Below are 23,166 nucleotides of genomic sequence, written 5' to 3'. Positions count from 1 at the left end.
TATGATGCGCCCGAGTTACGCTTGCGCCATGTCCTACAAGAATCCCGAACCGTCCCCCGCGGCGGAGACGGTAGCGCTCGATTCCGGCCCCATGTCCCCCGAAGCCAGCGCTTCGCTGCTGGACGATCCACACGAGTGGAGTGCCTTTGGGCGGCCGGTCGGGCCGTCTGCCACCCACGATCCCGAACCTGATGCCTCCCGCCCCTGGGACTCCCATGTGGTCCTGCAGGGAATGCATTGTGCCGCCTGTGCCTTGACCATCGAGGAGGCGCTGCGGCGCGTGCCCGGCGTCGAGCGCGCCGAGGTCAGCGCCGCCACGCAGCGCGCGCGCGTGGTCTGGCATCCCGCCCAGGTGCTGCCTTCGCAGTGGATGGCGGCCGTGGGGCGCGCGGGCTACCAGGCGTTTCCCGCGCGCGATGCGTTTGCGCGCGAGGTCCGCAAGCGCGAAAGCCGGCGAGCGCTGTGGCGCTGGCTGGTCGCTGGCCTGTGCATGATGCAGGTCATGATGTACGCCTGGCCCGCGTACTCGTCCAAGCCTGGCGACCTGACGCAGGAGATGGAAGCGCTGCTGCGCTGGGCCTCGTGGGTGCTGTCGCTGCCGGTGGTGCTGTTTGCCTGCGGGCCGTTCTTCTCCAATGCGCTGCGCGACGTGCGCGCGCGGCGCGTGAGCATGGACCTGCCGGTGGCCCTCGGCATGCTGATCACATTTGTCGTGAGCACGCTGGGTACCTTCGATCCCTCGGGTCCGTTCGGCGCCGAGGTGTTCTTCGACTCGCTGACGATGTTCGTGTTCTTCCTGCTCTCGGGCCGGCTGCTCGAGATGCGGCTGCGCGACCGCACCGCGGGCGCGCTCGAAGCGGTGATGAACCGCCTGCCCGACAGCGTCGAGCGGCGCGCCGCCGACGGCCGCTGGGAGCGCGTGGCCACACGCCGGCTGCAGGCCGGCGACACGGTGCGCGTGCTGGCTGGCGAAGCCTTTCCTGCCGATGGCGAGATCTGCGAAGGCAGCACCCATGCCGACGAGGCGCTGCTGACCGGCGAATCGACTCCCGTGCTGCGCCATGCGGGCGACCGCGTGGCGGCCGGCAGCTACAACCTCGATGCGGCCGTGCTGGTGAAGCTCACGGCCGTGGGCGAGGGCACGCAGTTCGCGCAGATCGTGGCGCTGATGGAAAGCGCCTCGATGCAAAAGCCGCGGCTGGCGCAGCTGGCCGACCGCGTCGCGCGGCCGTTCCTGGTCGCGGTGCTGGCGGCGGCGGCGCTGGCTGCAGCGTGGTGGTGGTCCACCAGTCCGAGCCAGGCGCTAATGGTCGCGGCCGCGGTGCTGATCGTGACCTGCCCCTGCGCGCTGTCGCTGGCCACGCCCGTGGCCATGCTTACGGCCGCGGGCACGCTGGCGCGCAGCGGCGTGCTGGTGCGCAATCTGCAAGGCCTCGAGGCGCTGGCCGCGGTCGACACGCTGGTGTTCGACAAGACCGGCACGCTCACGCGCGACGGCATGGCCGTGCGCAGCCTGCAGCCAGGCAGCGGCGTCGATGCCGCCGAGGCGCTGGCGCTGGCCGGCTTGCTGGCGCGCCAGTCGGTGCATCCCGCGTCCCGCGCCGTGGCGCGTGCCGCTGACGCCAATGCAGATGCCGCCGCGCTCGCCGACCGCTGGCAGATCATGCAGGTGCACGAACGTGCGGGCTTCGGCATGCTTGCCACCGTAAGCGACATCGAACATCCCGCAAAGCCGCGCCATCTGCGCCTGGGTTCGCTGCGCCACACGGGCGCGCTGGAACAGGCCGGATCGGCGTTGCAGCAGGTCGTGCTGACCGAAGATGGCGAAGGCGCGCCGCGCGAGCTGCTGCGCTTTGATCTCAGCGAAGACCTGCGTGCCGAGGCACCTGCCGTGGTCGCGCAGTTGCGTGCCGCGGGTATCGAGGTGATGCTGCTGTCGGGCGACCGCGATGCGGCCGTGCAGCGCGTCGCCGCGCAGACCGGCATCGCCACCGCCGTGGGGGACTGCACGCCGCAGGACAAGCTCGCGCGCCTGCAGGCGGCGCAGGCCGCGGGCCGCCAGGTTGCGATGGTGGGCGACGGCCTCAATGACGGCCCGGTGCTTGCCGGCGCCCATGTCTCGTTTGCGTTTGGCCGGGCGGTGCCGCTGGCACGGTCGCGCTCCGATTTCGTCGTGCTGGGCGACCATCTGGAGCTGGTGGCCCAGACCCTGCTGCTCGCGCGGCGCACGCTGCGCATCGTGCGCCAGAACCTGGGCTGGGCCGCCGCCTACAACGCGGTGTCGGTGCCGCTGGCGCTGGCCGGCTGGATGCCGGCCTGGCTCGCCGGCCTGGGCATGGCGCTCAGCTCGCTGCTGGTGGTGCTCAACGCCGCGCGGCTGGCGCGCGCCATGCCGCTGCAGCCATCCGCTGCCGCCGCGCCCGCCGTGACGGGGCCGGCGCCAGCGCTTTCGGGAGCCGTCTGATGGAAGTCCTGTATCTACTCATTCCGTTGTCAGTGGTCCTGGTCCTGGCCATTGTCGCCGCCCTGTGGTGGGCGGTTTACCGGGGACAGTTCGAGAGTGTGGAACAAGAGGGGGAGCGGATTCTGAGAAACGATTGACATGTATCAATACACCAGAAGTCCGATGGATGAACACTTTGCAAGCAATACAAGAGGTGCGCGATGGATGCTCTAAAAAACAGTGCTGTGCATTACGACGACAAGGTCGTAAGACAGTTTTCAATCATGGCGGTCGTGTGGGGGGTGATCGGCATGGCCGTCGGCGTGCTCGTCGCCGCCCAGCTGGCATGGCCCGAACTCAATTTCGGCGTGCCATGGCTCAGCTTCGGCCGCCTGCGGCCGCTGCACACCAATGCGGTGATCTTTGCGTTTGGCGGCAGTGCGCTGTTCGCCACCAGCTACTACGTGGTGCAGCGCACCTGCCAGACCGGGCTGTTCATGCCCAAGCTCGCGAGCCTGACTTTCTGGTGCTGGCAGCTGGTGATCGTCGGCGCCGTGATCAGCCTGCCCATGGGCTATACCCAGGGCAAGGAATACGCTGAACTCGAGTGGCCGATCGACCTGCTGATCCTGGTGACCTGGGTCAGCTACGCCATCGTGTTCTTCGGCACCATCGGCATCCGCAAGGTCAAGCACATCTACGTGGCCAACTGGTTCTTCGGCGCCTACATCATCGCCATCGCGCTGCTGCACATCTTCAACAACATCTCCATGCCCGCAGGCCTGATGAAGAGCTACTCGGCCTATGCCGGCGTGCAGGATGCGATGATCCAGTGGTGGTACGGCCACAACGCCGTGGGCTTCCTGCTCACGGCAGGCTTCCTGGGCATGATGTACTACTTCATCCCGAAGCAAGCCGGCCGTCCGGTGTACAGCTACCGCCTGTCGATCGTGCACTTCTGGGCGCTGATCTTCACCTACATGTGGGCCGGCCCGCACCACCTGCACTACACGGCGCTGCCCGACTGGACGCAGTCCGTCGGCATGGTGTTCTCCATCATCCTGCTGGCGCCGAGCTGGGGCGGCATGATCAACGGCGTGATGACGCTGTCGGGCGCCTGGCACAAGCTGCGCGACGACCCCATCCTGCGCTTCCTGATCGTCGCGCTGTCGTTCTACGGCATGTCGACCTTCGAGGGCCCGATGATGGCCATCAAGACCGTCAACGCGCTGTCGCACTACACCGACTGGACCATTGGCCACGTGCACTCCGGCGCGCTCGGCTGGGTCGGCCTGATCACCATGGGCTCGCTGTACTACCTGATCCCGCGCCTGTTCGGCAAGGACAAGATGTACTCGGTGCCGGCCATCGAGCTGCACTTCTGGATGGCGACCATCGGCATCGTGCTGTACATCGCCGCGATGTGGATTGCCGGCGTGATGCAGGGCCTGATGTGGCGTGCGGTCAACCCCGACGGCACGCTGACCTATACCTTTGTGGAAAGCGTCAAGGCGACCTATCCGTTCTACGTGATCCGCGTGGTCGGCGGCCTGCTGTACCTGGGCGGCATGCTGGTCATGGCCTGGAACACCTGGATGACTGCCATCAACGGCCGCTCGGTCAAGGTGCTGATTCCCGCAGTGAACCCGTCGCACGCCTGAGGAGCCCACATGTCTGAACAAAACAAGAAAACCAGCGGCTTCTCCCACGAGAAGGTCGAAACCAGCAACTTCTGGCTGATCGTGCTGACGCTGCTGACGGTGGCTATCGGCGGCCTCGCCGAGATCGTGCCGCTGTTCTACCAGAAGTCCACCACCGAGGCGGTGCAGGGCGTCAAGCCCTACACCTCGCTGCAGCTGGTCGGCCGCGACATCTACCAGCGCGAAGGCTGCTACAACTGCCACTCGCAGATGATCCGCCCGTTCTACGCCGAGACGCTGCGCTATGGCCACTACTCGGTGGCCGGCGAGTTCGTCTATGACCACCCGTTCCAGTGGGGCTCGAAGCGCACCGGACCCGACCTGCACCGCGTGGGCGGCAAGTACAGCGACGAATGGCACCGCATCCACCTGAACAACCCGCGCGACGTGGTGCCCGAGTCGAACATGCCGGCCTACTCGTGGCTGGAGAAGACGCCGGCGGACCACGCGACCATTGCTTCGCACATGACCGCGCTGCGCAAGGTCGGCGTGCCGTACACGGACGACGAGATCAAGGCGTCGACCGATGAGGTCAAGGGCAAGACGGAAATGGAAGCCGTGATCGCCTATCTGCAGGTGCTGGGCACCGCGCTCAAGTAGGGAGGCCACACATGGACATCATCACTACCATGCGCATCGTGGTCACGCTGGCGTCGTTTGCCATCTTTGTCGGCATCTGGTGGTGGGCCTATGCCCGCCGCAACCAGGCACGCTTCGACGAGGCAGCGCAACTGCCGTTCGCGCAGGACTGAAGCGTCCTGCCTGCATAACGAGAACCACCCATGAGCGATTTCGTAAACAATTTCTGGTCGATCTTCGTGATCGTACTGACCCTCGGCGGCATCCTGTTTTGCGCGTTGCTGCTGTTCTTCACGGGCCGCAAGAAGGTCGTGTCCGCCGAAGACAGCACCACCGGCCATGTCTGGGACGGCGACCTGCGCGAGCTGAACAACCCGCTGCCGCGCTGGTGGGTCTGGCTGTTCGTGATCACCGTGATCTTCGGCATCGTCTATCTCGCGGCCTATCCGGGCCTGGGATCGATGTCGGGCAAGCTCGGCTGGTCGCAAGTCGGCGCCTACGAGGCCGAGATGGCCAAGGCCAAGGCGCAGATCGAGCCGCTGTATGCGCGCTTCGCGGGCATGACGCCCGAGCAGCGCGCCGAGGATCCGCAGGCGATGGCCATTGGCGAGCGCCTGTTCATGAACAACTGCGCGCAGTGCCATGGCTCGGACGCGCGTGGCGGCAAGAGCTTTCCCAACCTGACGGATGGCGACTGGCTGCATGGCGGCGCGCCCGAGCAGATCCAGCAGACCATCACCGAAGGCCGTTTCGGCATCATGCCGCCGATGGCCGCTGCGGTGGGCACGCCCGAAGACGTGCGCAACCTGGCGCACTACGTGCTGAGCCTGTCGGGCAGCCCGAACGACTCGCTGCGCGCCTCGCTGGGCAAGTCGCATTTCACGGCCTGCGCGGCCTGCCACGGCATGGACGGCAAGGGCAACCAGGCCATGGGCGCGCCCAACCTGACCGACGACGTCTGGCTGCACGGCTGGGGTGAGGCGGCGATCATCGACATCGTCACCCACGGCAAGCAAAACCAGATGCCGGCGCAAAAGGACAAGCTGACCGAAGGCCAGATCGGCGTCCTGACGTCCTATGTCTGGAGCCTCTCCAACAAGGCAGGCGCTGCTCACTGAGCACGCCAGGCCGGGGGCGATGCGCGTGCATCGCCCTTTTTCCGTTCAGCGTGCCGCGCGCTGGGCGCCCCATTGAAAGCCCCCCATGACACAGAAAACCTCTCCCGCACACGATCCCCGCCCCTGGTGGAAATTCGGTTTCGTCTGGATGGTCATCGGCGGCCCGGCCGTCGTGGTCGTGGCGGGCGTGGTCACCTTCTGGATTGCCGCCACGCACCCCGATCCGGTGATCGACCCGGATTACTACCGCCACGGCAGCGAGATCAACAAGACGCTGTCAGAGACCCCCGACATGCGCCTGGCGCCCGCGATGACCGGCCGCAACCATGCGGCCACCCCGGCCGAACTCGCGCCCGTCGACCGCTGAAACCCGTCCGCGGGTTTTCCGCAGCGTCCTCCTGCGTGCTTGCCGGCAGAATGAAAGCCTGGCTGCAAAAGGAGTTCCCGATGTGGGCAAGACGCTTGATGTGGATTCTCTGGCCGGCATTTCTCGCTGCCTGCGCAATGGAAATGCTGGTGTTTGCCGTGGTCGATCCCGCCCAGATCCAGTGGCAGGGCGCCGCGCTCGACTGGAGCCGGCAGGCTTTCTACACGCTGTCCTTCTTCGTGTTCTGGCTGGTCATCAGCGCCGCCGGGGCCTTGACCTGTCTGCTCGGCCTGCGCCCGGCCGAGGTCAACAGCTGGGGCAGTGAAGGGCCCCTGCGGCATCGCCGCCGCACCCCGGTGCGTCCTTCCTGAGACGACGCCTAGTCGCAGCGCTGGCTGTTGACGATGCGCTTGAGTGCGTCCGTATCCAGGATGCGGATATGCCGCTGCTTGACCTCGACGATGCCGTCCTCGACGAATTTCGAGAAGGTGCGGCTCACGGTTTCAAGCTTGAGGCCCAGGTAGCTGCCGATTTCCTCGCGCGTCATGCGCAGCACCAGTTCCGACTGCGAGAAGCCGCGCGCATGCAGGCGCTGCACCAGGTTCAGCACAAAGGCCGCGAGCCGTTCCTCGGCCCGCATGCTGCCCAGCAGCAGCATGACGCCATGCTCGCGCACGATCTCGCGGCTCATGACCTTGTGCACGTGGTTCTGCAGCACCGTGACCTCGCGCGAGAGCTCCTCCAGCCGGTCGAACGGCATCACGCAGACTTCGGCGTCCTCGAGCGCCACGGCGTCGCAGGTATGGCGGTCGTTGACGATGCCGTCGAGGCCGATGATCTCCCCGGCCATCTGGAACCCGGTGACCTGGTCGCGGCCGTCTTCGGTCGCCACGCAGGTCTTGAAAAAGCCCGTGCGGATCGCGTACAGCGAGGAAAACGGCTCGCCGTTGTGGAACAGCAGGCTGCCGCGCTTGACCTTGCGCCGCACCGCGACGATGGTGTCGATGCGCTGCATCTGGTCTTCGTTCAGGCCGATGGGCAGGCACAGCTCGCGCAGGTTGCAGTTGGAACAGGAGGCTTTGATCGCTTGTAGACTCATTGATGGGACCTCGGGGTGGACGGGGCCAACCCCCTTTATCGCATGGAACGCCGGCGCGTGCAGCGTCCGATACCTCTGGCCGCCGCTGACATGCATCAAATTGTCGCAGGCGTGGCGTGCGCAAGTCTTGATCGACATCAAGGTCCGGCAGGGTGCCTTGCGGCACAGTAGCCCAAAGCCCAAGGAAACCCCCCATGACCGCAATCACCCCCGAGCTGTTGCAGCGCTTTGACGTGCCGGGCCCGCGCTATACCTCGTTCCCTACCGCCGACCGTTTTGTCGAGGCCTTCGGCCAGGAGGACTACATCCTGGCGCTTCAGCAGCGCCGCCAGGGCGCGCCCGGTCTGGCGCGGCCGCTGTCGCTGTATGTGCACATCCCGTTTTGCGAGTCGCTGTGCTACTACTGCGCCTGCAACAAGATCGTCACGCGCCATCCCGAGCGCGCGCAGACCTATCTGCAATACCTGGCGCGCGAGATCGCGCTGCATACCGAACACTGCGGCACCGGCCAGCCCGTGAGCCAGCTGCATCTGGGCGGCGGCACGCCGACCTTTCTGAGCGACGCCGGCCTGGCGGAGTTGATGGCGCTGCTGCGCAGCCATTTCAACTTCCAGCCCGGCGGCGAGTATTCGATCGAGGTCGATCCGCGCACCGTCACGCCCGAACGCCTGGCCTATCTGGCGCAGCTGGGCTTCAACCGCTTGAGCTTCGGCGTGCAGGACTTCGACGCCGACGTGCAGAAGGCCGTGCACCGCGAGCAACCGGCGAGCCAGGTCTTCGCGCTGGTGCAGGCGGCGCGCGCGCTGGGTTTCGAATCGGTCAATGTCGACCTGATCTACGGCCTGCCATGCCAGACGCCGCAGTCGTTCGAGCGCACGCTGGCCCAGGTCGGCGAGCTGCGGCCCGACCGCATCGCGCTCTATGCCTATGCCCACCTGCCCGAGCGCTTCAAGCCGCAGCGGCGCATCGATACCGCGGCGCTGCCGGGCGCGGCCGCCAAGCTGGCGATGCTGGCGCGCGCGCTGGAGAGCTTCGAGCAGGCCGGCTATGTCTATGTGGGCATGGACCATTTCGCGCTGCCCACGGACGCGCTGGCCGTGGCCAAGCGCCAGGGACGCCTGCACCGCAACTTCCAGGGCTACAGCACCCAGCCCGACTGCGACCTGATTGCGCTGGGCGTCTCGGCCATCGGCCGGGTAGGGGCGACCTACAGCCAGAATGCGAAGGACCTCGACGAGTACTACGACTTCCTCGACCAGGGCCGGCTGCCCGTGGTGCGCGGGCTGGCGCTGGGCCGCGACGACCTGATCCGGCGCGCCGTGATCATGGCGCTGATGTGCCAGGGCGAAGTGCTGTTCGAGGCGCTGGACCAGGCCTGGCTGATCGATTCGCGGCGCTATTTCGCAGCCGAACTGGAGATGCTGGCCGAGTTGCAGTCCCAGGGCATGGTGGAAATCGACGCCGAAAGCCTGCGCGTGACCGCGATGGGCTGGTATTTCGTGCGCGCAGTAGCCATGACGTTCGACCGCTATTTGCAGGCCGACCGCAACCGCGCACGGTTTTCACGCATCATCTAGGTACCTCTGCACAAATCCCTGCGGCTGTTGGCAGCACGGCTCGCGAGGTTTGTGCAAAGCATCCCTAGGTTTTTTTGCCGCGCGTCAGGTTAAGCTGGCCGCAGCCTGGACGGCCGCAGCGCCGTCTTTCCACCCCTCTTTCCTGCCACCATGTTGCTTAGCCTGATCTGGACTGCTGCCGTGATGGGCCTCATGGGCGGCCCGCATTGCCTTGCCATGTGCGCCGCGCCCTGCGCCGTGGTCACGTCGGCGGGGGCCACGGGGGGCAGCGTGGTGCAGGTGCATGGCCGGCGCAGCCGGCTATGGCTGCGCGGCACGCTGTTTCACGCGGGCCGGGTCGCAGGTTACGCCAGCCTGGGCGCGCTGGCCGCCGTCGCGGTCGAAGGGCTGGCCTGGCTCAATATGCGCACCACGGCCATGCAGCCGGTCTGGACCTTCATGCATCTGGGCATCATGCTCTGGGGCATCCTGATGATGGTGCAGGCGCGCCAGCCAGCATGGATCGAAGGCGCGGGCCGCGCGCTGTGGCGGCGCGTGCAGCCCGTGGTGGCGGCGCCGGGAGGCAGCTTTGCCTCGGGCTTCGTCTGGGCGTTGATGCCCTGCGGCCTGCTGTATTCGGCGCTGCTCGTGGCCGCGCTCAGCGGCGGGGCGCTGGCGGGTGCGTTGTCCATGGCGGCATTTGCGCTGGGCAGCGGGCTTTGGCTGCTGGCCGCCCCCTGGCTCTGGGGCCGTCTGCGCGGCCGGCTCAATGGCTTGCGCGCGCATTGGGGCAGCCGCGCCGCAGGGCTGCTGCTGTTTGGCGTGGCCGCCTGGGCGCTGTGGATGGACCTGGTCTACAAGCCTTCGCTTTGGTGCCGCTAGGCCGGGCATCGCAATGCCGGGCAGCGTAATGCCGGGCAGCGCAATGCCGGGCAGCGCGGTGCTGCATCAGGCCCCATCAGTGGCCCCGCTGACGCCTGTCTCGCGGGTTCCTTCAACTGGCGCATGATCGCCTGGCCCGGTGCAAAAAAGCTGCACACTATCGCAAAGCCACGCCCACCCCTCAAGAACTGGCGATAATCGTCGAAACAAACGGGCAGTTGTGCAACCTTTTGTACAGTACGCTTTCAGTGTGAACTCATCTGTCCTGATCAATCCGCAAGCCTTGCGCGTAGGCATGTACATCCAGCTGGAAGTCGGCTGGATGCGCCATCCTTTTCCCGTCAACAGCTTTCGCATTGCCTCCGATAGCCAGCTCCAGACCGTCCAGGCGCTCGGGCTGGATGCCATCCGTTATTTTCCCGACCGCAGCGACATCGTTGCTTCCGAAGCTGCGGATGCCGGCATTGCCGATGCTGTCTCCGATGCGCATGCGACCATCGATGCGCGTGTGGAGGCGCAGCAACTCCCGGCTCCCGCTTCGGATGCAGCCGCGCCAGAGCCCGAGGCAGCGCCGGCGCGCAGCGCGCAGCGCTGGCAGTGCTGCGATGCACGCTATCGCGCTGCCGCGCAGGACTACTTGCAGCTCCAGGCCAATGCCGCCACCGAACCGGCGCAGGCCATGGCCCGCGCCGGCGCCATGGTGCAGAGCTACCTGCAGGATGTGCTGCCCACGGGCGACCTGGTGATCCGGCTGCTGTCCGAAACCTCGGGCAACCGCCAGGCCGAGCATCCGATCAACGTCACCGTGCTGAGCCTGCTGCTGGGCAAGGCGCTGGGCATGGGTGCCGCCCAGTTGCAGGAGCTGGGCATGGCAGCGCTCTTGCACGACATAGGCAAGGACTCGGCGCCCGGGGCGCCTTTGCCGACGCGTGCGCAATACGAGCGCCATGTGGGCGATTCGGTGGCTCTGGCGATGGGCATGGGGGCATCCAGCGAGGTGCTGACGGCCATTGCCCAGCACCACGAATTTGCCGACGGCAGCGGCTTTCCGCTGCACCTGATCGACGAGGACCTGAGCCCGGCGGGCAAGGTGCTGTGCCTGGTCAACGCCTATGACCGCCAGTGCAATCCCGAGCATGCGCAGACCGGCCAGACCCCGCACGAGGCCTTGTCCGCGCTGTACTCCCAGCAACGCGAGCGCTTCGACGCCGTGATGCTGCGCGCCTTCATCCGCATGATGGGCGTCTATCCGCCCGGCTCGGTGGTGCAGCTCGCCGATGGGCGTTACGCGATGGTGGTATCGGTCAACAGCTCGCGTCCGCTCAAGCCCGAGGTGCTGGTGTACGACGCCAGCGTGCCGGCAGCGCTGGCGCAGCCGCTGGATCTCGAGAAGTGCGCCGGGATCAGCATCCGGCGCAGCCTGCGCCTCGACCAGTTGCCGCGCGAGGTGCTGAGCTATCTCTCGCCGCGCCAGCGTATCTGCTATTTCTTCGAACGTGCGGTGGAGCCCGGCAATGCGCAGGCGGGCGCAGCATGAGCCATCCGTTCGAAGCTTTCTGGCACCAGACTCTCGATGCGCTGCTCGAAGCCGTGTGGTTGATCGACGAAGACACGCTGTGCATCCGCTTTGCCAACCGCGCGGCCGCGAAGCTCTCGGGCTACGACCGCCAAGCCATGCATGGCATGCCGGTGCAGGCGCTGGCCGCGACGCCGCAGGACCTGTGCCTCTGGGAGGATGCGAGCCAGTGGCAGACGGGCTCGCAGACACTGACCCAGGTGCAGTGCCGCGATGGCCTGCTGCGTCCGGTCGAACAGCGCCTGGAGCGCATTGCCGGCCCCTCGGGCAGCGATTCTGGCTGGCTGCTGCTGACGATGCTGGACCGCAGCGAGCAGGCGCATACCGAGCATGAACTCGAAGGCCTGCTGTCCGACCTGCGCGCCACGCTGGATTCGACGGCCGACGGCATGCTGGTCTGCAGCCAGGACGGCAGCATCCGCGCCTTCAACCACCGCCTGGCGGCGATCTGGGACCTGCCCCGGCACATGCTGGTGGAGCGCAACGATGCCTCCATCCTCGACTACATGGCCGCCAAGGTGCTGGACCGCGAGGGCTATGCGCTGCGCCTCGAGGAACTGCGGCGCCAGCCGCTGATCGACAGCACCGACGTGCTGGCGCTCGAAGGCGGGAAGATCATCGAGCGCCGCTCCGTGCCCCAGCTCAAGCGCGGCGCGCCCGTGGGCCGGATCCACACCTACCGCGACATCACGCGCGAAGTCGAGGTCCAGGCCGGATTGCAGCTGGCAGCGCGCGTGTTCGACTGCAGCCTTGACGCGATCTTCATTGCCGATGCCGGGCACCGGCTGGTGCGTGCCAATCCCGCGTGCCTGCGGCTGATGGGCGACCACGAGGTCGCCGGACGCAGCGTGCGCGAGATGTTCGGCTGCAGCGCACCGGCCAACTGGTACGGCGCCGCGGCCCAGGAGTGGAGCAGCGGCGGCTTCTGGCAGGGCAATCTCTGGCTGGAGCAGGGCGCGCAGCAGCGCTGCGCGGTGCGCCTGTCCTGGGTGGCGCTGCGCGATGCGCAGGACGTGGTGTTCCAGACCATCGGCTTCATGCGCGACCTGACGCAGCAGCAGCAGGCCCAACAGCGCATCGAGGAGCTGGCCTTCAGCGATGCGCTCACCGGGCTGCCCAACCGCCTGAGCCTGGCCGCTCATGTGGCCCAGGCCATCGAGCGGGCCGCGGACACGCGCGAAGTGTTTGCCATCCTGTTCATCGATCTCGACCACTTCAAGATCATCAACGACTCGCTGGGCCACCAGTTCGGCGACCGCGTGCTGAAGCTGGTCGCGGAGCGCCTGCTGTCCTGCCTGCGCTCGGACGATATGCTCAGCCGGCTGGGGGGCGATGAGTTCGTGCTCTATCTGCAGGGCTGCGACGAGGCCCTGGCCGCGAGCGTCGCGCAGCGCATCCTGCGCGAGATGCTGCGCCCCTTCCTGCTGGACGGAATCGGATTCTCGGTGCAGTGCAGCATCGGCGTGGCCCAGTATCCAGGCCATGGCCACACGCTCGATGAACTGATCATGCAGGCCGATACCGCGATGTACCGCGTCAAGGAACGCGGCCGCGGGCACTACAGCTTCTACCAGCCGCAGATGAACTCGGGGCTGCTGTCGCGCATGAAGCTCGAGCATGCGATGCGCCAGGCGCTCGAGCACGGGCGCATGGCGGTTTTCTTCCAGCCGCAGGTGCATATCGGCAGCAACCGGATCGTGGGCGCCGAGGCGCTGCTGCGCTGGACCGATCCCGATTTCGGCGTGGTGTCGCCCGGGGTCTTCATTCCCATGGCCGAGGAGTCGGGCTACATCGTCACGCTGGGCGCCTGGGTGCTCGAGCAGTCGATCCGCGAGGCTGCGCGCTGGAGCGAAAAGGGACTGCCGCTGAAGGTGTCGGTCAATGTGTCCGCACTGGAGTTCCGCCAGCCCGACTTCGTCGAGCGGCTTCGGTCGCTGCTGGCGCACCATGGCCTGCCCTCCCATCTGCTGGAACTGGAATTGACCGAAAGCATCCTGCTGCAGGACGCGCAGGAGATGGCGGCGCGCGTGCGCTCGATTGCCGATCTGGGCGTGGGCCTGGTCATCGATGATTTCGGCACCGGCTACTCCAGCCTCGGCTATCTCAAGAAGCTGCCGATCGCCAAGATCAAGATCGACCAGTCCTTCGTGCGCGGCCTGCCGCATGACGCAGGCGACCGCGCCATCGTCAGTGCGATCATCAGCCTGGGCAAGGCCCTGGGCACCGAGGTCGTTGCCGAAGGCGTGGAGACGGGGGAGCAGCGCGACTGCCTGCGGGCGCTGCATTGCCATTTCTTCCAGGGTTTCCTGTGTTCTCCCGGGTTGCCGCCCGATGCCTTTGGTGCGCGCATGAGCGAGCTGGGCGTCTTGGTGGAGGACGACTGGCGCGCCGCGCTGCACGGCGGCGCCGAGGTGGACCTGCAAGGCGGCAGCGCTGAGCGGCAATAACGGCTGCTGCGGACGGCCTGCAGAGTCGTCACGCCAAGCGGGTGGCGAGGGCCCGGGCAACTGGGCTTGCCCACCACCGGCAACTGATTTGCGGCGCGGGTAATGCCCTGTATCGATGCCGCTTCTGCAAGCGGCCAGGCTCCACAATCGCTCGATATCAATCAATTCCAGCTATTGTCTGTATTTTTCGGTTGATTTCATTTAAATCGGCTGTAGGCAAAAGCCGACTGCGTCAAAACTTCCTTTCCCACAATGCGCCGTTGAAACCCGTCATACATTAACTACACATTTCGCTTTCGAGTGAATGTGTTTTGAAACAGCGGGCTGGGTGACCGGCTCGCTAATATAAAAAGGATTTTGTATGAACGAAGATCGAGTTGCAGGAAACTGGAAACAATTCAAGGGCAAGATCCGTGAGCAATGGGGCAAGCTCACCGATGACGATCTTGATGTCGTTGCCGGCAAGCGAGACCAGTTCATCGGCCGCATCCAGGAGCGCCAGGGTCTGGTCAAGGAAGAGGCGGAGAACCAGTTGAAGGACTGGCAAGCCCGCAATCCCGATTTCCGTTTCGACGATTAAACGGCCTGACAATACCAATTCATTAACTCGCGGTTTCAAACGGCAAAACCAAAAATAATCCATTTTCGCCGTGATCCGCTGGAAACGAAAATAAGGAGATAATCATGAAATTCAAGCATAAAATTACCGCTGTCTTCGCTGTCGCCTGCATGTCCTCGGTGTTTGCGGTGACTCCCGCAGAGCACAAGGCCGCCAAGGACCAGATCAGCGCCGATTACAAGGCGGCCAAAGCCCAGTGCAACACCTTGAAGGACAATGCCAAGGATGTGTGCGAGAAGGAAGCCAAGGGCCGCGAAAAGGTCGCCGAAGCCGAACTCGAGTACCGCCGCGATGCCAGCGAGCGCCATCGCCACAATGTCGCCAAGGCCAAGGCCGATGCCGACTACGACGTCGCCAAGGAAAAGTGTGACGACCTGAAGGGCAACCCCAAGGACGTCTGCGTCAAGGACGCCAAGGCCGCCCATGTGAAGGCTCTCGAAGCCGCCAAGGTCTCCGAGGCGCGCAACGAAAGCAACGTCTCTGGCACCAAGCGCGCCGCCGATGTCTCCGAAGCCCGCAAGGACGCCAACGAGAACGTGCGCGAAGCCGAGTACAAGGCAGCCCGCGAGCGCTGCGATGCCCTGAGCGGCGACGTCAAGGACAAGTGCGTGGCCGATGCCAAGCGTATCCACGGCCAGTGAGTGGATGAGCAGGCCCGGGCCGCTCGCGGCCCAGGGCTGACAGCCTGATTTCAGGCGCAAAAGCCGCAGTTTCCTTCGCCGGGAACTGCGGCTTTTTGTCGCGCCTGACTTGCATCGCAGGCAAAAAAAAGTCCGCAACAAGCGGACTTTTCAAAACAACGGATTTCCAGAAGCAGGCTTTGAAAGCAGCGGCTCTCCAGAAAAGAACTCCGCGGAGCAACGGCCCTGCGGGCCGTCATTCATGTTGGTGTCTGCAAATTCCACCAGACCGGCATCCTGAACCGGGGTTCAGGTGGGCAAGGGCAGCTTGACGTTGGGTTCATCTGACGCGAGACGATCACGCTCACCAAGCGATGTACCAAGCCCGGGCTCAATGAGCATTGGTTCAAGGAAATATAAAGCCCAGCAGATTTGCAGACGTCTTCATTGTAATCTGGATGGTCCGACCCCACTGCTGGAGGCGCAAATTTTTACAGCAGTTGCGCGTCGGCTTCAAGCGCCTGATCGAGGCGCTCGAGCAGGGCCACGATGCGTTGCGCATCGGCCTGCTGCTGGATCATTGCCGCCTGGGCCCAGGCTTCGTCTTCCGCGCTGGTTTCAGGCACGGGTTCAGGTTCGGCAGCCGCGGGCGCGGGTCTGCGCTCCAGCGTCACGATGTCGAAGGCCATGTTGAGCGCAGCCAGCACGGCCACGCGTTCGCGCGAGCGCACCTTGCCGGCGTCGCGGATGCGGCCCATGGTGTCGTTGACACGGTCCACCGCTTCAAGCAGCCGCTCCTCGTGGCCCTCGGGGCAGCTCAGCAGGTAGTTCTGGTGCAGGATCTGGACATCGAGCTGCTTCATGCGCCGGCCCCTTCGTTGCTGGGCAGGCGCTCGATCAACGCATCGACGCGGGCCCGCGCCGCGCTCAGCCGCGAACGCAGCGAATCGCGCTCCTGGGTCAAGGCTGCAACCTGCTCGGCAAGCAGGGCGTTGGTGCGCTGGAGCTCCTCGTGGCGCAACAAAAGTCGCTCCACGCGGTCGGAGATAAGGTCGAGGGGTGACGGGGCAGACATAGACGGACCGATTGTAGAACCTGTAGCCCTGGATGAACGTAAGAAACAGTAGCACAGGGAGTGGTTCCATGCGCGTTTTCTCCGTTGTCCTACAAGCATCCCATCCCAGTGTGCCCAGTACGAGCCCGGGTGTGCGAAACCCCGTGCGGCAGGGCGCGGCTACAATGGCCGCCGTTGGTGCTCATGTGCCTGGTTCGCAGGCACGCAGTTCAACGGGAAGCAGGGAGGAATGCGCGCCCGCGTTCCGTGCCTGCGCTGCCCCCGCAACGGTCAGCGGATGAGTGTTTCCAATGCTCGCCTCTTCTTCACTGCCACTGGCCTTGCGCTGGGAAGGCCTGCAAGAGTGTGCTCCGCCCAGCCCGGATACCGGCCAACGAGGTGTGGCCCGCCGTCGCCTGCGACGCGGACCGCTTTAAACCCATTTGCCGACGGGGAGGTCGGCGCCGGGTGGCTTCATGTTGATTTTCATGCTTCACGCTTTTTCCGGCACGGCAGCGCCTCTGGCTGCGTGCAGCTGCGCCCTGGCGCTTGCCATCGCCTGTTCGGGCACGCAGGCCTGGGGTGAGGTTCCGGCCATGACCGAAACCGTGGTCACGGCCGCACGCGCGCCGCAGTCCGCCGAGCAACTGCTGGCCGACCTGTCGGTGATCGACCGCGCGACCATCGAGGCCAGTGGCGCCACCGGGGTCGCCGATCTGCTGGTGCGCGTGCCAGGCATACAGATGGTGCGCAATGGCGGCATCGGCAACACCACCAGCCTGATGCTGCGCGGCGCCGACACGGCCTATACCGCGGTTTATATCGACGGCGTGCGCTTTTCCTCGCAAAGCGGCAGCGGCGGCCCGAGCTGGGAAAGCATTCCGCTGGCCATGATCGATCGCATCGAAGTGCTGCGCGGACCCGCGGCCGCGATCTACGGCTCCGATGCGATGGGCGGCGTGGTGCAGATCTTCACGCGCCGTGGCGAGCAGGCACCGACAGGGTCCTTGTCGCTGGGTCTGGGCTCGAACGGCACGCGGCGCGCTCAAGCCGGCATCAGCGGCGTGCATCAGGCCTGGGACTATGCGCTGGATATCGCCAGCGAGCGCAGCGACGGATTCGACGTGCGCCCCAGCCGCAACCCTGACCGCGACGGCTATGACAGCCTGTCGGGCGCGGCCCGCCTGGGCTGGCGCATCGATGCGCGCCACCGGCTGAGTGCTTCGCTGCTGGCCAGCGACATGGATGCGGCCTACGACAACAGTCCGCGGCTTGGCGTGGATGACCGCGCAAAGCACCGCATGCATGCTGCGGGCCTGGACTGGAGCGCGCAGTGGAGCGAGCGCTGGAGCAGCCAGCTGGCGCTGAACACGTCGGAAGACCGGTATGAAACCACGCCCACGCCCTATCTGACCACCACGCAGCTGCGCGGCTTGTCGTGGCAGAACCAGTGGCGCCTGGGCGCCCAGAGCCTCTCGGCCACGCTGGAGCGGCGCGAAGACGCGCTGCAGAATGCGCCCATCGACCGCAAGCGCGCGCAGAACGCGCTCGCACTCGGCTACCAGTGGCATGCGGGCGCGCAGCACCTCCAGGCCCAGCTGCGGCATGACGATGACAGCGAGTTCGGCGGCAAGAACACCGGCAGCCTGAGCTATGGCTACGATCTCACGCCGCGGTGGCGTGCGACGGCGACGGCGGCAACGGCGTTTCGCGCGCCGACGCTCTTCCAGCGTTTCAGCAGTTACGGCAGCGCCGCGCTGACCCCGGAAAACGGCCGCAACCTGGAACTGGGCCTGCGTTACCAGGCCGGGCGCGACGCGTTTTCCGCCACCGCGTATCGCAACCGCATCAGCGACCAGGTATCGTTCCAGACCGGTGCGCGCGGCTGTGCGAGTTCGCAAGGCTGCTATGTCAGTGTCGCCCAGGCCGAATACCAGGGCGTGACGCTGGCCGGTTCCACCCATGCCGCCGGCACACGCTGGCATGCGTCGCTGGACTTCAACGCGGCGCGCGATGGCGCCACCGGCCTGTACCTGGCGCGCCGCCCGCGCCAGTTCGGCACGCTGGGCGCAAGCCGCAGCATTGCCGGCTGGCAGTGGGCTGCCGATGTGCAGTGGAGCGCGCGCCGTTACGACGATGCCGCCAACACCCGCGTGCTGGGCGGGTATGCGCTGTGGAATCTTTCGGCCACGCGGCAGCTGGCGCGCGACTGGAAGCTGCTGGCGCGCCTGGACAATGCATTCGACAAGTATTACGAAACCGCTGCCACCTACGCCACCGAAGGCCGGCGCTTCTTCATGAGCCTGCAATGGACTTCCACGCCTTGAATTCCATACGCTGCCCGGCGCTGCTGATCACCGCACCGGCCTCGGGCCAGGGCAAGACCACGCTCACGGCCGCGCTGGCGCGGCTGCACGCGCGCGCCGGCCGGCGCGTGCAGGTGTTCAAATGCGGGCCCGACTATCTCGACCCGCATTGGCATCAGCTGGCCAGCGGCGCGCCGGTGCATTCGCTGGACCTGTGGATGACGGGCGAAGCGGACGTGCGTGCGCGGCTGCATGCGGCGGCGTTGCGCGCCGACCTGATATTGATCGAGGGCGTGATGGGCCTGTTCGACGGCCAGCCAAGCGCCGCCGACCTGGCGCGGCTGCTGGATATTCCCGTGCTCGCGGTGATCGACGCCTCGGGCATGTCGGCCACGCTGGGCGCGGTGGCTTTCGGCCTGCAGCACTTCCAGCCTGGATTGCGCTGGGCCGGCGTGCTGGCCAACCGTGTGGCCAGCGCGCGCCATGCGCAGCTGCTGCAGGGCGGAGTACACGCCGACAGCCGCTGGCTGGGCGCGGTGCAGCGCATCGCCGCCGATGCGGGCACGGCCGCGCTGCTGCCGCAACGCCATCTGGGGCTGGTCGCGGCGCAGGAACTCGGTGACGGCCTGCAGCGGCTCGACGCGGCCGCCGATGCGCTGGCGCAGACGCCGCTGGGCCAGCGCAGCTGGGAGGACTGGCAGGAATGGAGCGTGTCATTTGCACCGCCCGCCCCAGCGTCGGCAGCGGCTGATGCGCCCGAAGCAATGGGGCCGTGGCTTGCGGGCCGCACCATTGCCGTGGCGCGCGACGCGGCCTTCAGTTTCATCTATCCCGCCAACCTCGACTGCCTGCAGGCCATGGGCGCGCAGCTGCGCTTTTTCTCGCCGCTCGCCGGCGAGCGGCTGCCCGACTGCGATGCGCTGTGGCTGCCTGGCGGTTATCCCGAACTGCACGCCGCGCGGCTGGCGGCGCAGACCGGCTTGCGGTCCGACCTGCTGGCCCACTGGCAGGCGGGCAAGGCGATCTGGGCCGAATGCGGCGGCATGCTGGCGCTGTGCGAAGGCATTGCCGCGAGCGACGGCCAGTACACGCCCCTGTGGGGCCTGATGCCCGGCAAGGCGCAGATGCAAAAGCGCCTCGCCGGCCTGGGCATGCAGCAGCTGCCCACGCCCTGGGGCACGCTGCGCGGCCATAGCTTCCACTACGCCCGGCTCGACAGCTCCGCGCCCGTGGCCGGGCGCAGCGCGCGTCCCAATGCCGATGCGGCCGATGCTGGCGGTGAATGGCTGTACCGGCATGGCAGCCTGCACGCGAGTTTTTTCCATGCCTGGTTTGCGTCGCATCCGCGCGCCATTGCCGCGCTGCTGGGCGCGCACGAAGCATCGCAGGAGGGCGCATGAGCGCAGCCCGCAGTGAACTGATCCTGGGCGGCCAGAAAAGCGGCAAGTCGCGGCGGGCCGAGGAGCTGGCGCGGGCATGGATGACGCAGTCGCCCGCGCACAGCGCCTGGCTGCTCGCGACGGGCCGCGCCTACGATGCCGAGATGCAGGCCCGGATCACGCGCCATCGGCACGACCGCGCCGAGCGCGTGCCCGGCATGCGCACGGCCGAGGTACCGCTCGATCTCGCGGCGGCATTGCGCCTGCACAGCCAGCCCGGTTGCCTGGTGGTCATCGACTGCCTCACGATGTGGCTCACCAACTGGATGATGCCCATGCCAGACGCGCCAGCCCCGGCCCAGGACTGGCCAGCGCAGCGCACGGCGTTCCTGGCCGCGCTGGCGCAGGCGCCCGGGCCGGTGGTGATCGTCGGCAATGAGATCGGCCTGGGCGTGATTCCGCTGGGCCGCGAAGTGCGCGCCTTTGTCGATGCGCTGGGCGCGCTCAACCAGCAGGTGGCTGCGGCCTGCAGCCATGCAACGCTGATGTGTGCGGGCTTGCCGCTCGTGTTGAAGGCGGGCCAATGACTGCTGAATTCAGCTTACATGCAAGGGGGAGGCAGCGGGTGTCGGTGTGGATGCCGGTGCTTGCTGCTGCGCTGGGGTTGGGGCTGGGGGGCTTGCCCGCAATGGCAGTGGGCGCTGGCCCGGCCGACGGCTCGGCCGGTGCGGCGCCGGTGGCGGCTCCTGCAATTGCGGTGGAGGCGCGGGCCGGCCAGCGCGTGGCTGCGCCCATCGTTCTGACGGACGCGCGTGGCAAGGTGGTGCGGCTGTCGGCATCGCCGCAGCGCATCGTGAGCCTGCTGCCGTCGCTGGCCGAATCGGTGTGCGCGCTGGGCGCGTGCGCGCGCATCGTGGGTGTCGACCGCTATACGACCTGGCCGCCGGCGCTGGCGCAACTGCCGCGCCTGGGCGGCAATCTGGAGCCGAATGTCGAGGCGGTGCTGGCGCTGCGCCCGGACGTGGTGCTGGTGTCGGTGGCGTCGCGCGCCATTCCACGGCTGGAGGCGCTGGGCCTGAAGGTGATTGCTTTCGAGCCGCGCACGCATGCCGACGTGCGCGCGGTGCTGCGGACACTGGCGGCCATGCTGGCGCTGCCACCGGAGCAGGGCGCCGAGCCGCTTTGGGCGAGGATCGAACAAGGACTGGTCCAGGCCGCGCAGGCGGTACCCGCCCAGGCGCGCGGCCAGCGCGTGTATTTCGATGCCAGCCGCGGCCCGGTCGCCGCGGGCGAAAGCTCCTTCATCGGCGAGACGCTGACGCGGCTGGGGCTGGTGAATATCGTGCCCGCGGCGCTCGGGCCGTTTCCGCGGCTCAATCCCGAGTATGTCGTGCGTGCCGATCCAGACCTGCTGATGGGCGCGCAGCGCAGCCTGGGCGACAGCCGCGAGCCCTATCCCGGCTGGTCCTCGCTGCGCGCCATGCAGTCCGGCCGCGTGTGCCGCTTTGCGGGGACGCAAGCGGATCTGATGATCCGCCCCAGCCCGCGACTGCCCGAAGCGGCGATGGCCATGGCGCGCTGCCTGCAAAGGCTTTATCCATGAATGCCCACCGGCTGCATCCGCGCTGGCTCGCGCTGGCATTGCTGCTGGCGAGCCTGATGCTGCTGTTGCTGGGCGCGGGGGTCGGCAGCACCGGCTGGGAAAGCGTCTGGAATCTGCGCGCCGATCCACTGGCCTGGCAGATCGTGCGCGACATCCGCCTGCCGCGCACGCTCGGCGCCTGGCTGGCCGGCGCGCTCTTGGGGCTCGCGGGTGCGGTGGCCCAGGGCGTGTTCCGCAATCCGTTGGCTGACCCCTATCTGCTGGGCAGTGCCTCCGGTGCTTCGCTGGGCGTGGCGCTGTCGATGGCGGCGCTCGGGGCATCGCCGTTTGCGCTGCAGGGCCTGCTGCGCCTGGGCATCACCGGCGCAGCGTTTGCCGGGGCCGCGGGCGCGGTGCTGCTGACGCTGGTGCTGGCCAAAGGCGCGCATGACACGCTGCGGCTGCTGCTGGCCGGCGTGGTGGTGGGCGTGGTGCTGGGCGCGGCCTCGTCGATGGTGCTGCTGCTGACGCCCGAGATCCTGCAGTCCATGCAATCGTTCATGCTCGGCAGCACGGCCTTCATTGGCTGGGATGCGTGTGCGCTGATGGCTGCGGTGCTGGCTGCCGTGCTGCTTGCGGCCTGGGCGCTGGGCCGCGTGCTGGACGGGCTCGCGCTGGGCGAAGCCACGGCGCAAAGCCTGGGCTTGCCGCTGGCGCCGCTGCGTCTGCTGCTGATCCTGCTGCTGGCGCTGGCCACGGGCACGGCCGTGGCGCAATGCGGGCTGATTGCTTTTGTGGGCCTGGCCGCGCCGCACCTGGTGCGCTCGCTGGTGCGCGCCATGCACCGCTGGCTGCTGCTGCTGAGCGCCGGCATGGGCGCGGTGCTGCTGCTGGGCGCCGACCTGTTGGCGCGCTGGCTCGTGGCGCCGCAGGAGCTGCCGGTGGGCGTGCTCACGGCGGTGCTGGGCGGCAGCTATCTGCTGTGGCTGATGCACCGGCGTCCACTGCAGGAGAGCGCATGAGTACGCTGCAGGCCGGCGGCGCCTGGGCGCTGCAGACGCAAGGATTGTCGGTCTCGCTGGGCGGCCGGCCGGTGCTGCACGATCTCACGCTGCGCCTTGCCACGGGCCGCTGGACCAGCATCGTCGGCCCGAACGGCGCGGGCAAATCGACGCTGCTGCGCGCGCTGGCCGGCATGGGCGAGGCCCGCGGGCAGGTGCTGCTGCAGGGCCGCGCGCTGGCGCACTGGCCAGGGCGCGAGCGCGCAAGAACGCTGGCCTGGCTGGGGCAGAACCAGGCCGCGCCCACGGAAATGTCGGTGTACGACGTGGCCATGCTGGGCCGGCTGCCGCACCAATCCTGGCTCGCCGCGCCCTCGGCGCACGACCATGCCGCCGTCGAGCAGGCGCTGCGCCGCACGCAGGCCTGGGACTGGCGCGCGCGCAGCCTGGGCCAGCTGTCGGGCGGCGAACGCCAGCGCGTGCTGCTGGCGCGCGCGCTGGCGGTGCAGGCCCCGGTGCTGCTGATGGACGAGCCGCTGGCCAATCTCGATCCGCCGCACCAGACCGACTGGCTGCATTGCATGCGGGAACTCGTGGCGCGCGGCACCACGGTGGTGAGCGTGCTGCACGAGATCTCGATGGCGCTGCAGTCGCAGGACCTGCTGGTGCTGGCGCAGGGCCGGGTGCTGCACCACGGCCGCAGCGCCGACGCGGCCTCGCATGCGGCGCTCGAGCAGGTTTTCGACCACCGCATCCAGGTGCGCGCCATCGATGACCAGTGGGTGGCCTTGCCGCGCCTGGCCCCGCGCGCGCACCCGTCGTGACGCCTGCGCGACCT

Annotated in this window: 23 protein-coding genes and 1 riboswitch; of the genes, 20 read left to right on the top strand and 3 right to left on the bottom strand. The window is 67.2% G+C overall.

Annotation, left to right across the window (positions count from 1 at the left end; genetic code table 11):
* Positions 1–28: 28 nt before the first annotated feature.
* From HUK68_RS12300 to HUK68_RS12265, 8 genes are all read left to right on the top strand, one after another.
* Entirely contained in the window at positions 29–2,464 is a 2,436-nt protein-coding gene (locus HUK68_RS12300) for a heavy metal translocating P-type ATPase (protein ID WP_175504414.1), read from the top strand.
* Positions 2,464–2,601 carry a cbb3-type cytochrome oxidase assembly protein CcoS gene (gene ccoS, locus HUK68_RS12295; RefSeq protein WP_175504413.1) on the top strand — a complete coding sequence of 46 codons (138 nt, stop codon included), beginning with the start codon at positions 2,464–2,466 and terminating at the stop codon, positions 2,599–2,601. The genes HUK68_RS12300 and ccoS overlap by 1 nt, the downstream gene beginning before the upstream one ends.
* A 63-nt stretch (positions 2,602–2,664) precedes the next feature.
* Positions 2,665–4,104, top strand: coding sequence for a cytochrome-c oxidase, cbb3-type subunit I (gene ccoN, locus HUK68_RS12290; RefSeq protein WP_175504412.1), 1,440 nt, complete (start codon positions 2,665–2,667; stop codon positions 4,102–4,104).
* A 9-nt stretch (positions 4,105–4,113) separates the two neighbouring features.
* Positions 4,114–4,743 carry a cytochrome-c oxidase, cbb3-type subunit II gene (ccoO, locus tag HUK68_RS12285; RefSeq protein WP_175504411.1) on the top strand — a complete coding sequence of 210 codons (630 nt, stop codon included), beginning with the start codon at positions 4,114–4,116 and terminating at the stop codon, positions 4,741–4,743.
* 11 nt (positions 4,744–4,754) lie between these two features.
* Complete coding sequence (locus HUK68_RS12280; protein ID WP_175504410.1) at positions 4,755–4,895, top strand: cbb3-type cytochrome oxidase subunit 3; 141 nt, start codon at positions 4,755–4,757, stop codon at positions 4,893–4,895.
* A 30-nt stretch (positions 4,896–4,925) separates the two neighbouring features.
* On the top strand, positions 4,926–5,840 hold the full coding sequence (gene ccoP, locus HUK68_RS12275) for a cytochrome-c oxidase, cbb3-type subunit III (protein WP_175504409.1): 915 nt from the start codon (positions 4,926–4,928) through the stop codon (positions 5,838–5,840).
* An 85-nt stretch (positions 5,841–5,925) separates the two neighbouring features.
* The gene (locus HUK68_RS12270; protein WP_175504408.1) at positions 5,926–6,207 is read left to right on the top strand and encodes a FixH family protein; all 282 of its coding nucleotides are present in this window, start codon (positions 5,926–5,928) and stop codon (positions 6,205–6,207) included.
* Between the two features lie 50 nt (positions 6,208–6,257).
* Positions 6,258–6,578: a hypothetical protein gene (locus HUK68_RS12265; RefSeq protein ID WP_315127728.1), complete on the top strand. Its 321-nt coding sequence runs from the start codon at positions 6,258–6,260 to the stop codon at positions 6,576–6,578.
* Positions 6,579–6,586: 8 nt separating this feature from the next.
* Here the strand turns inward: HUK68_RS12265 and fnr are convergent, their stop codons facing one another.
* On the bottom strand, positions 6,587–7,306 hold the full coding sequence (fnr, locus tag HUK68_RS12260; protein WP_175504407.1) for a fumarate/nitrate reduction transcriptional regulator Fnr: 720 nt from the start codon (positions 7,304–7,306) through the stop codon (positions 6,587–6,589).
* Positions 7,307–7,500: 194 nt separating this feature from the next.
* Here fnr and hemN point away from each other — a divergent pair, with 194 nt between their 5' ends.
* From hemN to HUK68_RS12230, 6 genes are all read left to right on the top strand, one after another.
* Entirely contained in the window at positions 7,501–8,883 is a 1,383-nt protein-coding gene (hemN, locus tag HUK68_RS12255; RefSeq protein WP_175504406.1) for an oxygen-independent coproporphyrinogen III oxidase, read from the top strand.
* Positions 8,884–9,033: 150 nt separating this feature from the next.
* Entirely contained in the window at positions 9,034–9,744 is a 711-nt protein-coding gene (locus HUK68_RS12250; protein WP_175504405.1) for a sulfite exporter TauE/SafE family protein, read from the top strand.
* A 250-nt stretch (positions 9,745–9,994) separates the two neighbouring features.
* On the top strand, positions 9,995–11,281 hold the full coding sequence (locus tag HUK68_RS12245; protein ID WP_175504404.1) for a cyclic di-GMP phosphodiesterase: 1,287 nt from the start codon (positions 9,995–9,997) through the stop codon (positions 11,279–11,281).
* Positions 11,278–13,767: a sensor domain-containing protein gene (locus HUK68_RS12240; RefSeq protein ID WP_175504403.1), complete on the top strand. Its 2,490-nt coding sequence runs from the start codon at positions 11,278–11,280 to the stop codon at positions 13,765–13,767. The genes HUK68_RS12245 and HUK68_RS12240 overlap by 4 nt, the downstream gene beginning before the upstream one ends.
* 361 nt (positions 13,768–14,128) lie before the next feature.
* Entirely contained in the window at positions 14,129–14,347 is a 219-nt protein-coding gene (locus tag HUK68_RS12235; protein ID WP_175504402.1) for a CsbD family protein, read from the top strand.
* Between the two features lie 104 nt (positions 14,348–14,451).
* Positions 14,452–15,027, top strand: coding sequence for a hypothetical protein (locus HUK68_RS12230; protein WP_175504401.1), 576 nt, complete (start codon positions 14,452–14,454; stop codon positions 15,025–15,027).
* 470 nt (positions 15,028–15,497) lie between these two features.
* Here the strand turns inward: HUK68_RS12230 and HUK68_RS12225 are convergent, their stop codons facing one another.
* Complete coding sequence (locus HUK68_RS12225) at positions 15,498–15,869, bottom strand: cell division protein ZapA (protein ID WP_175504400.1); 372 nt, start codon at positions 15,867–15,869, stop codon at positions 15,498–15,500.
* Entirely contained in the window at positions 15,866–16,081 is a 216-nt protein-coding gene (locus HUK68_RS12220; protein WP_175504399.1) for a DUF904 domain-containing protein, read from the bottom strand. Before HUK68_RS12220 ends, HUK68_RS12225 begins: the two co-directional genes overlap by 4 nt.
* A 158-nt stretch (positions 16,082–16,239) precedes the next feature.
* A riboswitch (cobalamin riboswitch) is annotated at positions 16,240–16,470 on the top strand.
* Between the two features lie 186 nt (positions 16,471–16,656).
* On the opposite strand from HUK68_RS12220, the gene HUK68_RS12215 reads away from it, so the two are divergent.
* The 6 genes from HUK68_RS12215 (at position 16,657) to HUK68_RS12190 (ending at position 23,152) form a co-directional block, all read left to right on the top strand.
* Positions 16,657–18,387, top strand: coding sequence for a TonB-dependent receptor domain-containing protein (locus HUK68_RS12215; protein WP_244146159.1), 1,731 nt, complete (start codon positions 16,657–16,659; stop codon positions 18,385–18,387).
* Complete coding sequence (locus HUK68_RS12210) at positions 18,369–19,766, top strand: cobyrinic acid a,c-diamide synthase CobB (RefSeq protein ID WP_175504397.1); 1,398 nt, start codon at positions 18,369–18,371, stop codon at positions 19,764–19,766. The genes HUK68_RS12215 and HUK68_RS12210 overlap by 19 nt, the downstream gene beginning before the upstream one ends.
* A complete protein-coding gene (locus tag HUK68_RS12205; RefSeq protein ID WP_175504396.1) occupies positions 19,763–20,332 on the top strand; it encodes a bifunctional adenosylcobinamide kinase/adenosylcobinamide-phosphate guanylyltransferase in 570 nt (189 codons plus the stop codon). Before HUK68_RS12210 ends, HUK68_RS12205 begins: the two co-directional genes overlap by 4 nt.
* 101 nt (positions 20,333–20,433) lie before the next feature.
* A complete protein-coding gene (locus HUK68_RS12200) occupies positions 20,434–21,348 on the top strand; it encodes an ABC transporter substrate-binding protein (RefSeq protein WP_175504395.1) in 915 nt (304 codons plus the stop codon).
* A complete protein-coding gene (locus tag HUK68_RS12195; protein ID WP_175504394.1) occupies positions 21,345–22,349 on the top strand; it encodes a FecCD family ABC transporter permease in 1,005 nt (334 codons plus the stop codon). The genes HUK68_RS12200 and HUK68_RS12195 overlap by 4 nt, the downstream gene beginning before the upstream one ends.
* Complete coding sequence (locus tag HUK68_RS12190; protein WP_175504393.1) at positions 22,346–23,152, top strand: ABC transporter ATP-binding protein; 807 nt, start codon at positions 22,346–22,348, stop codon at positions 23,150–23,152. The genes HUK68_RS12195 and HUK68_RS12190 overlap by 4 nt, the downstream gene beginning before the upstream one ends.
* Positions 23,153–23,166 lie beyond the last annotated feature (14 nt).

The organism is Comamonas antarctica, assembly GCF_013363755.1.
In the GTDB taxonomy this organism is placed as follows: Bacteria; Pseudomonadota; Gammaproteobacteria; order Burkholderiales; family Burkholderiaceae_C; genus Comamonas; species Comamonas antarctica.
This window is presented reverse-complemented; position numbering and strand designations above follow the sequence as displayed.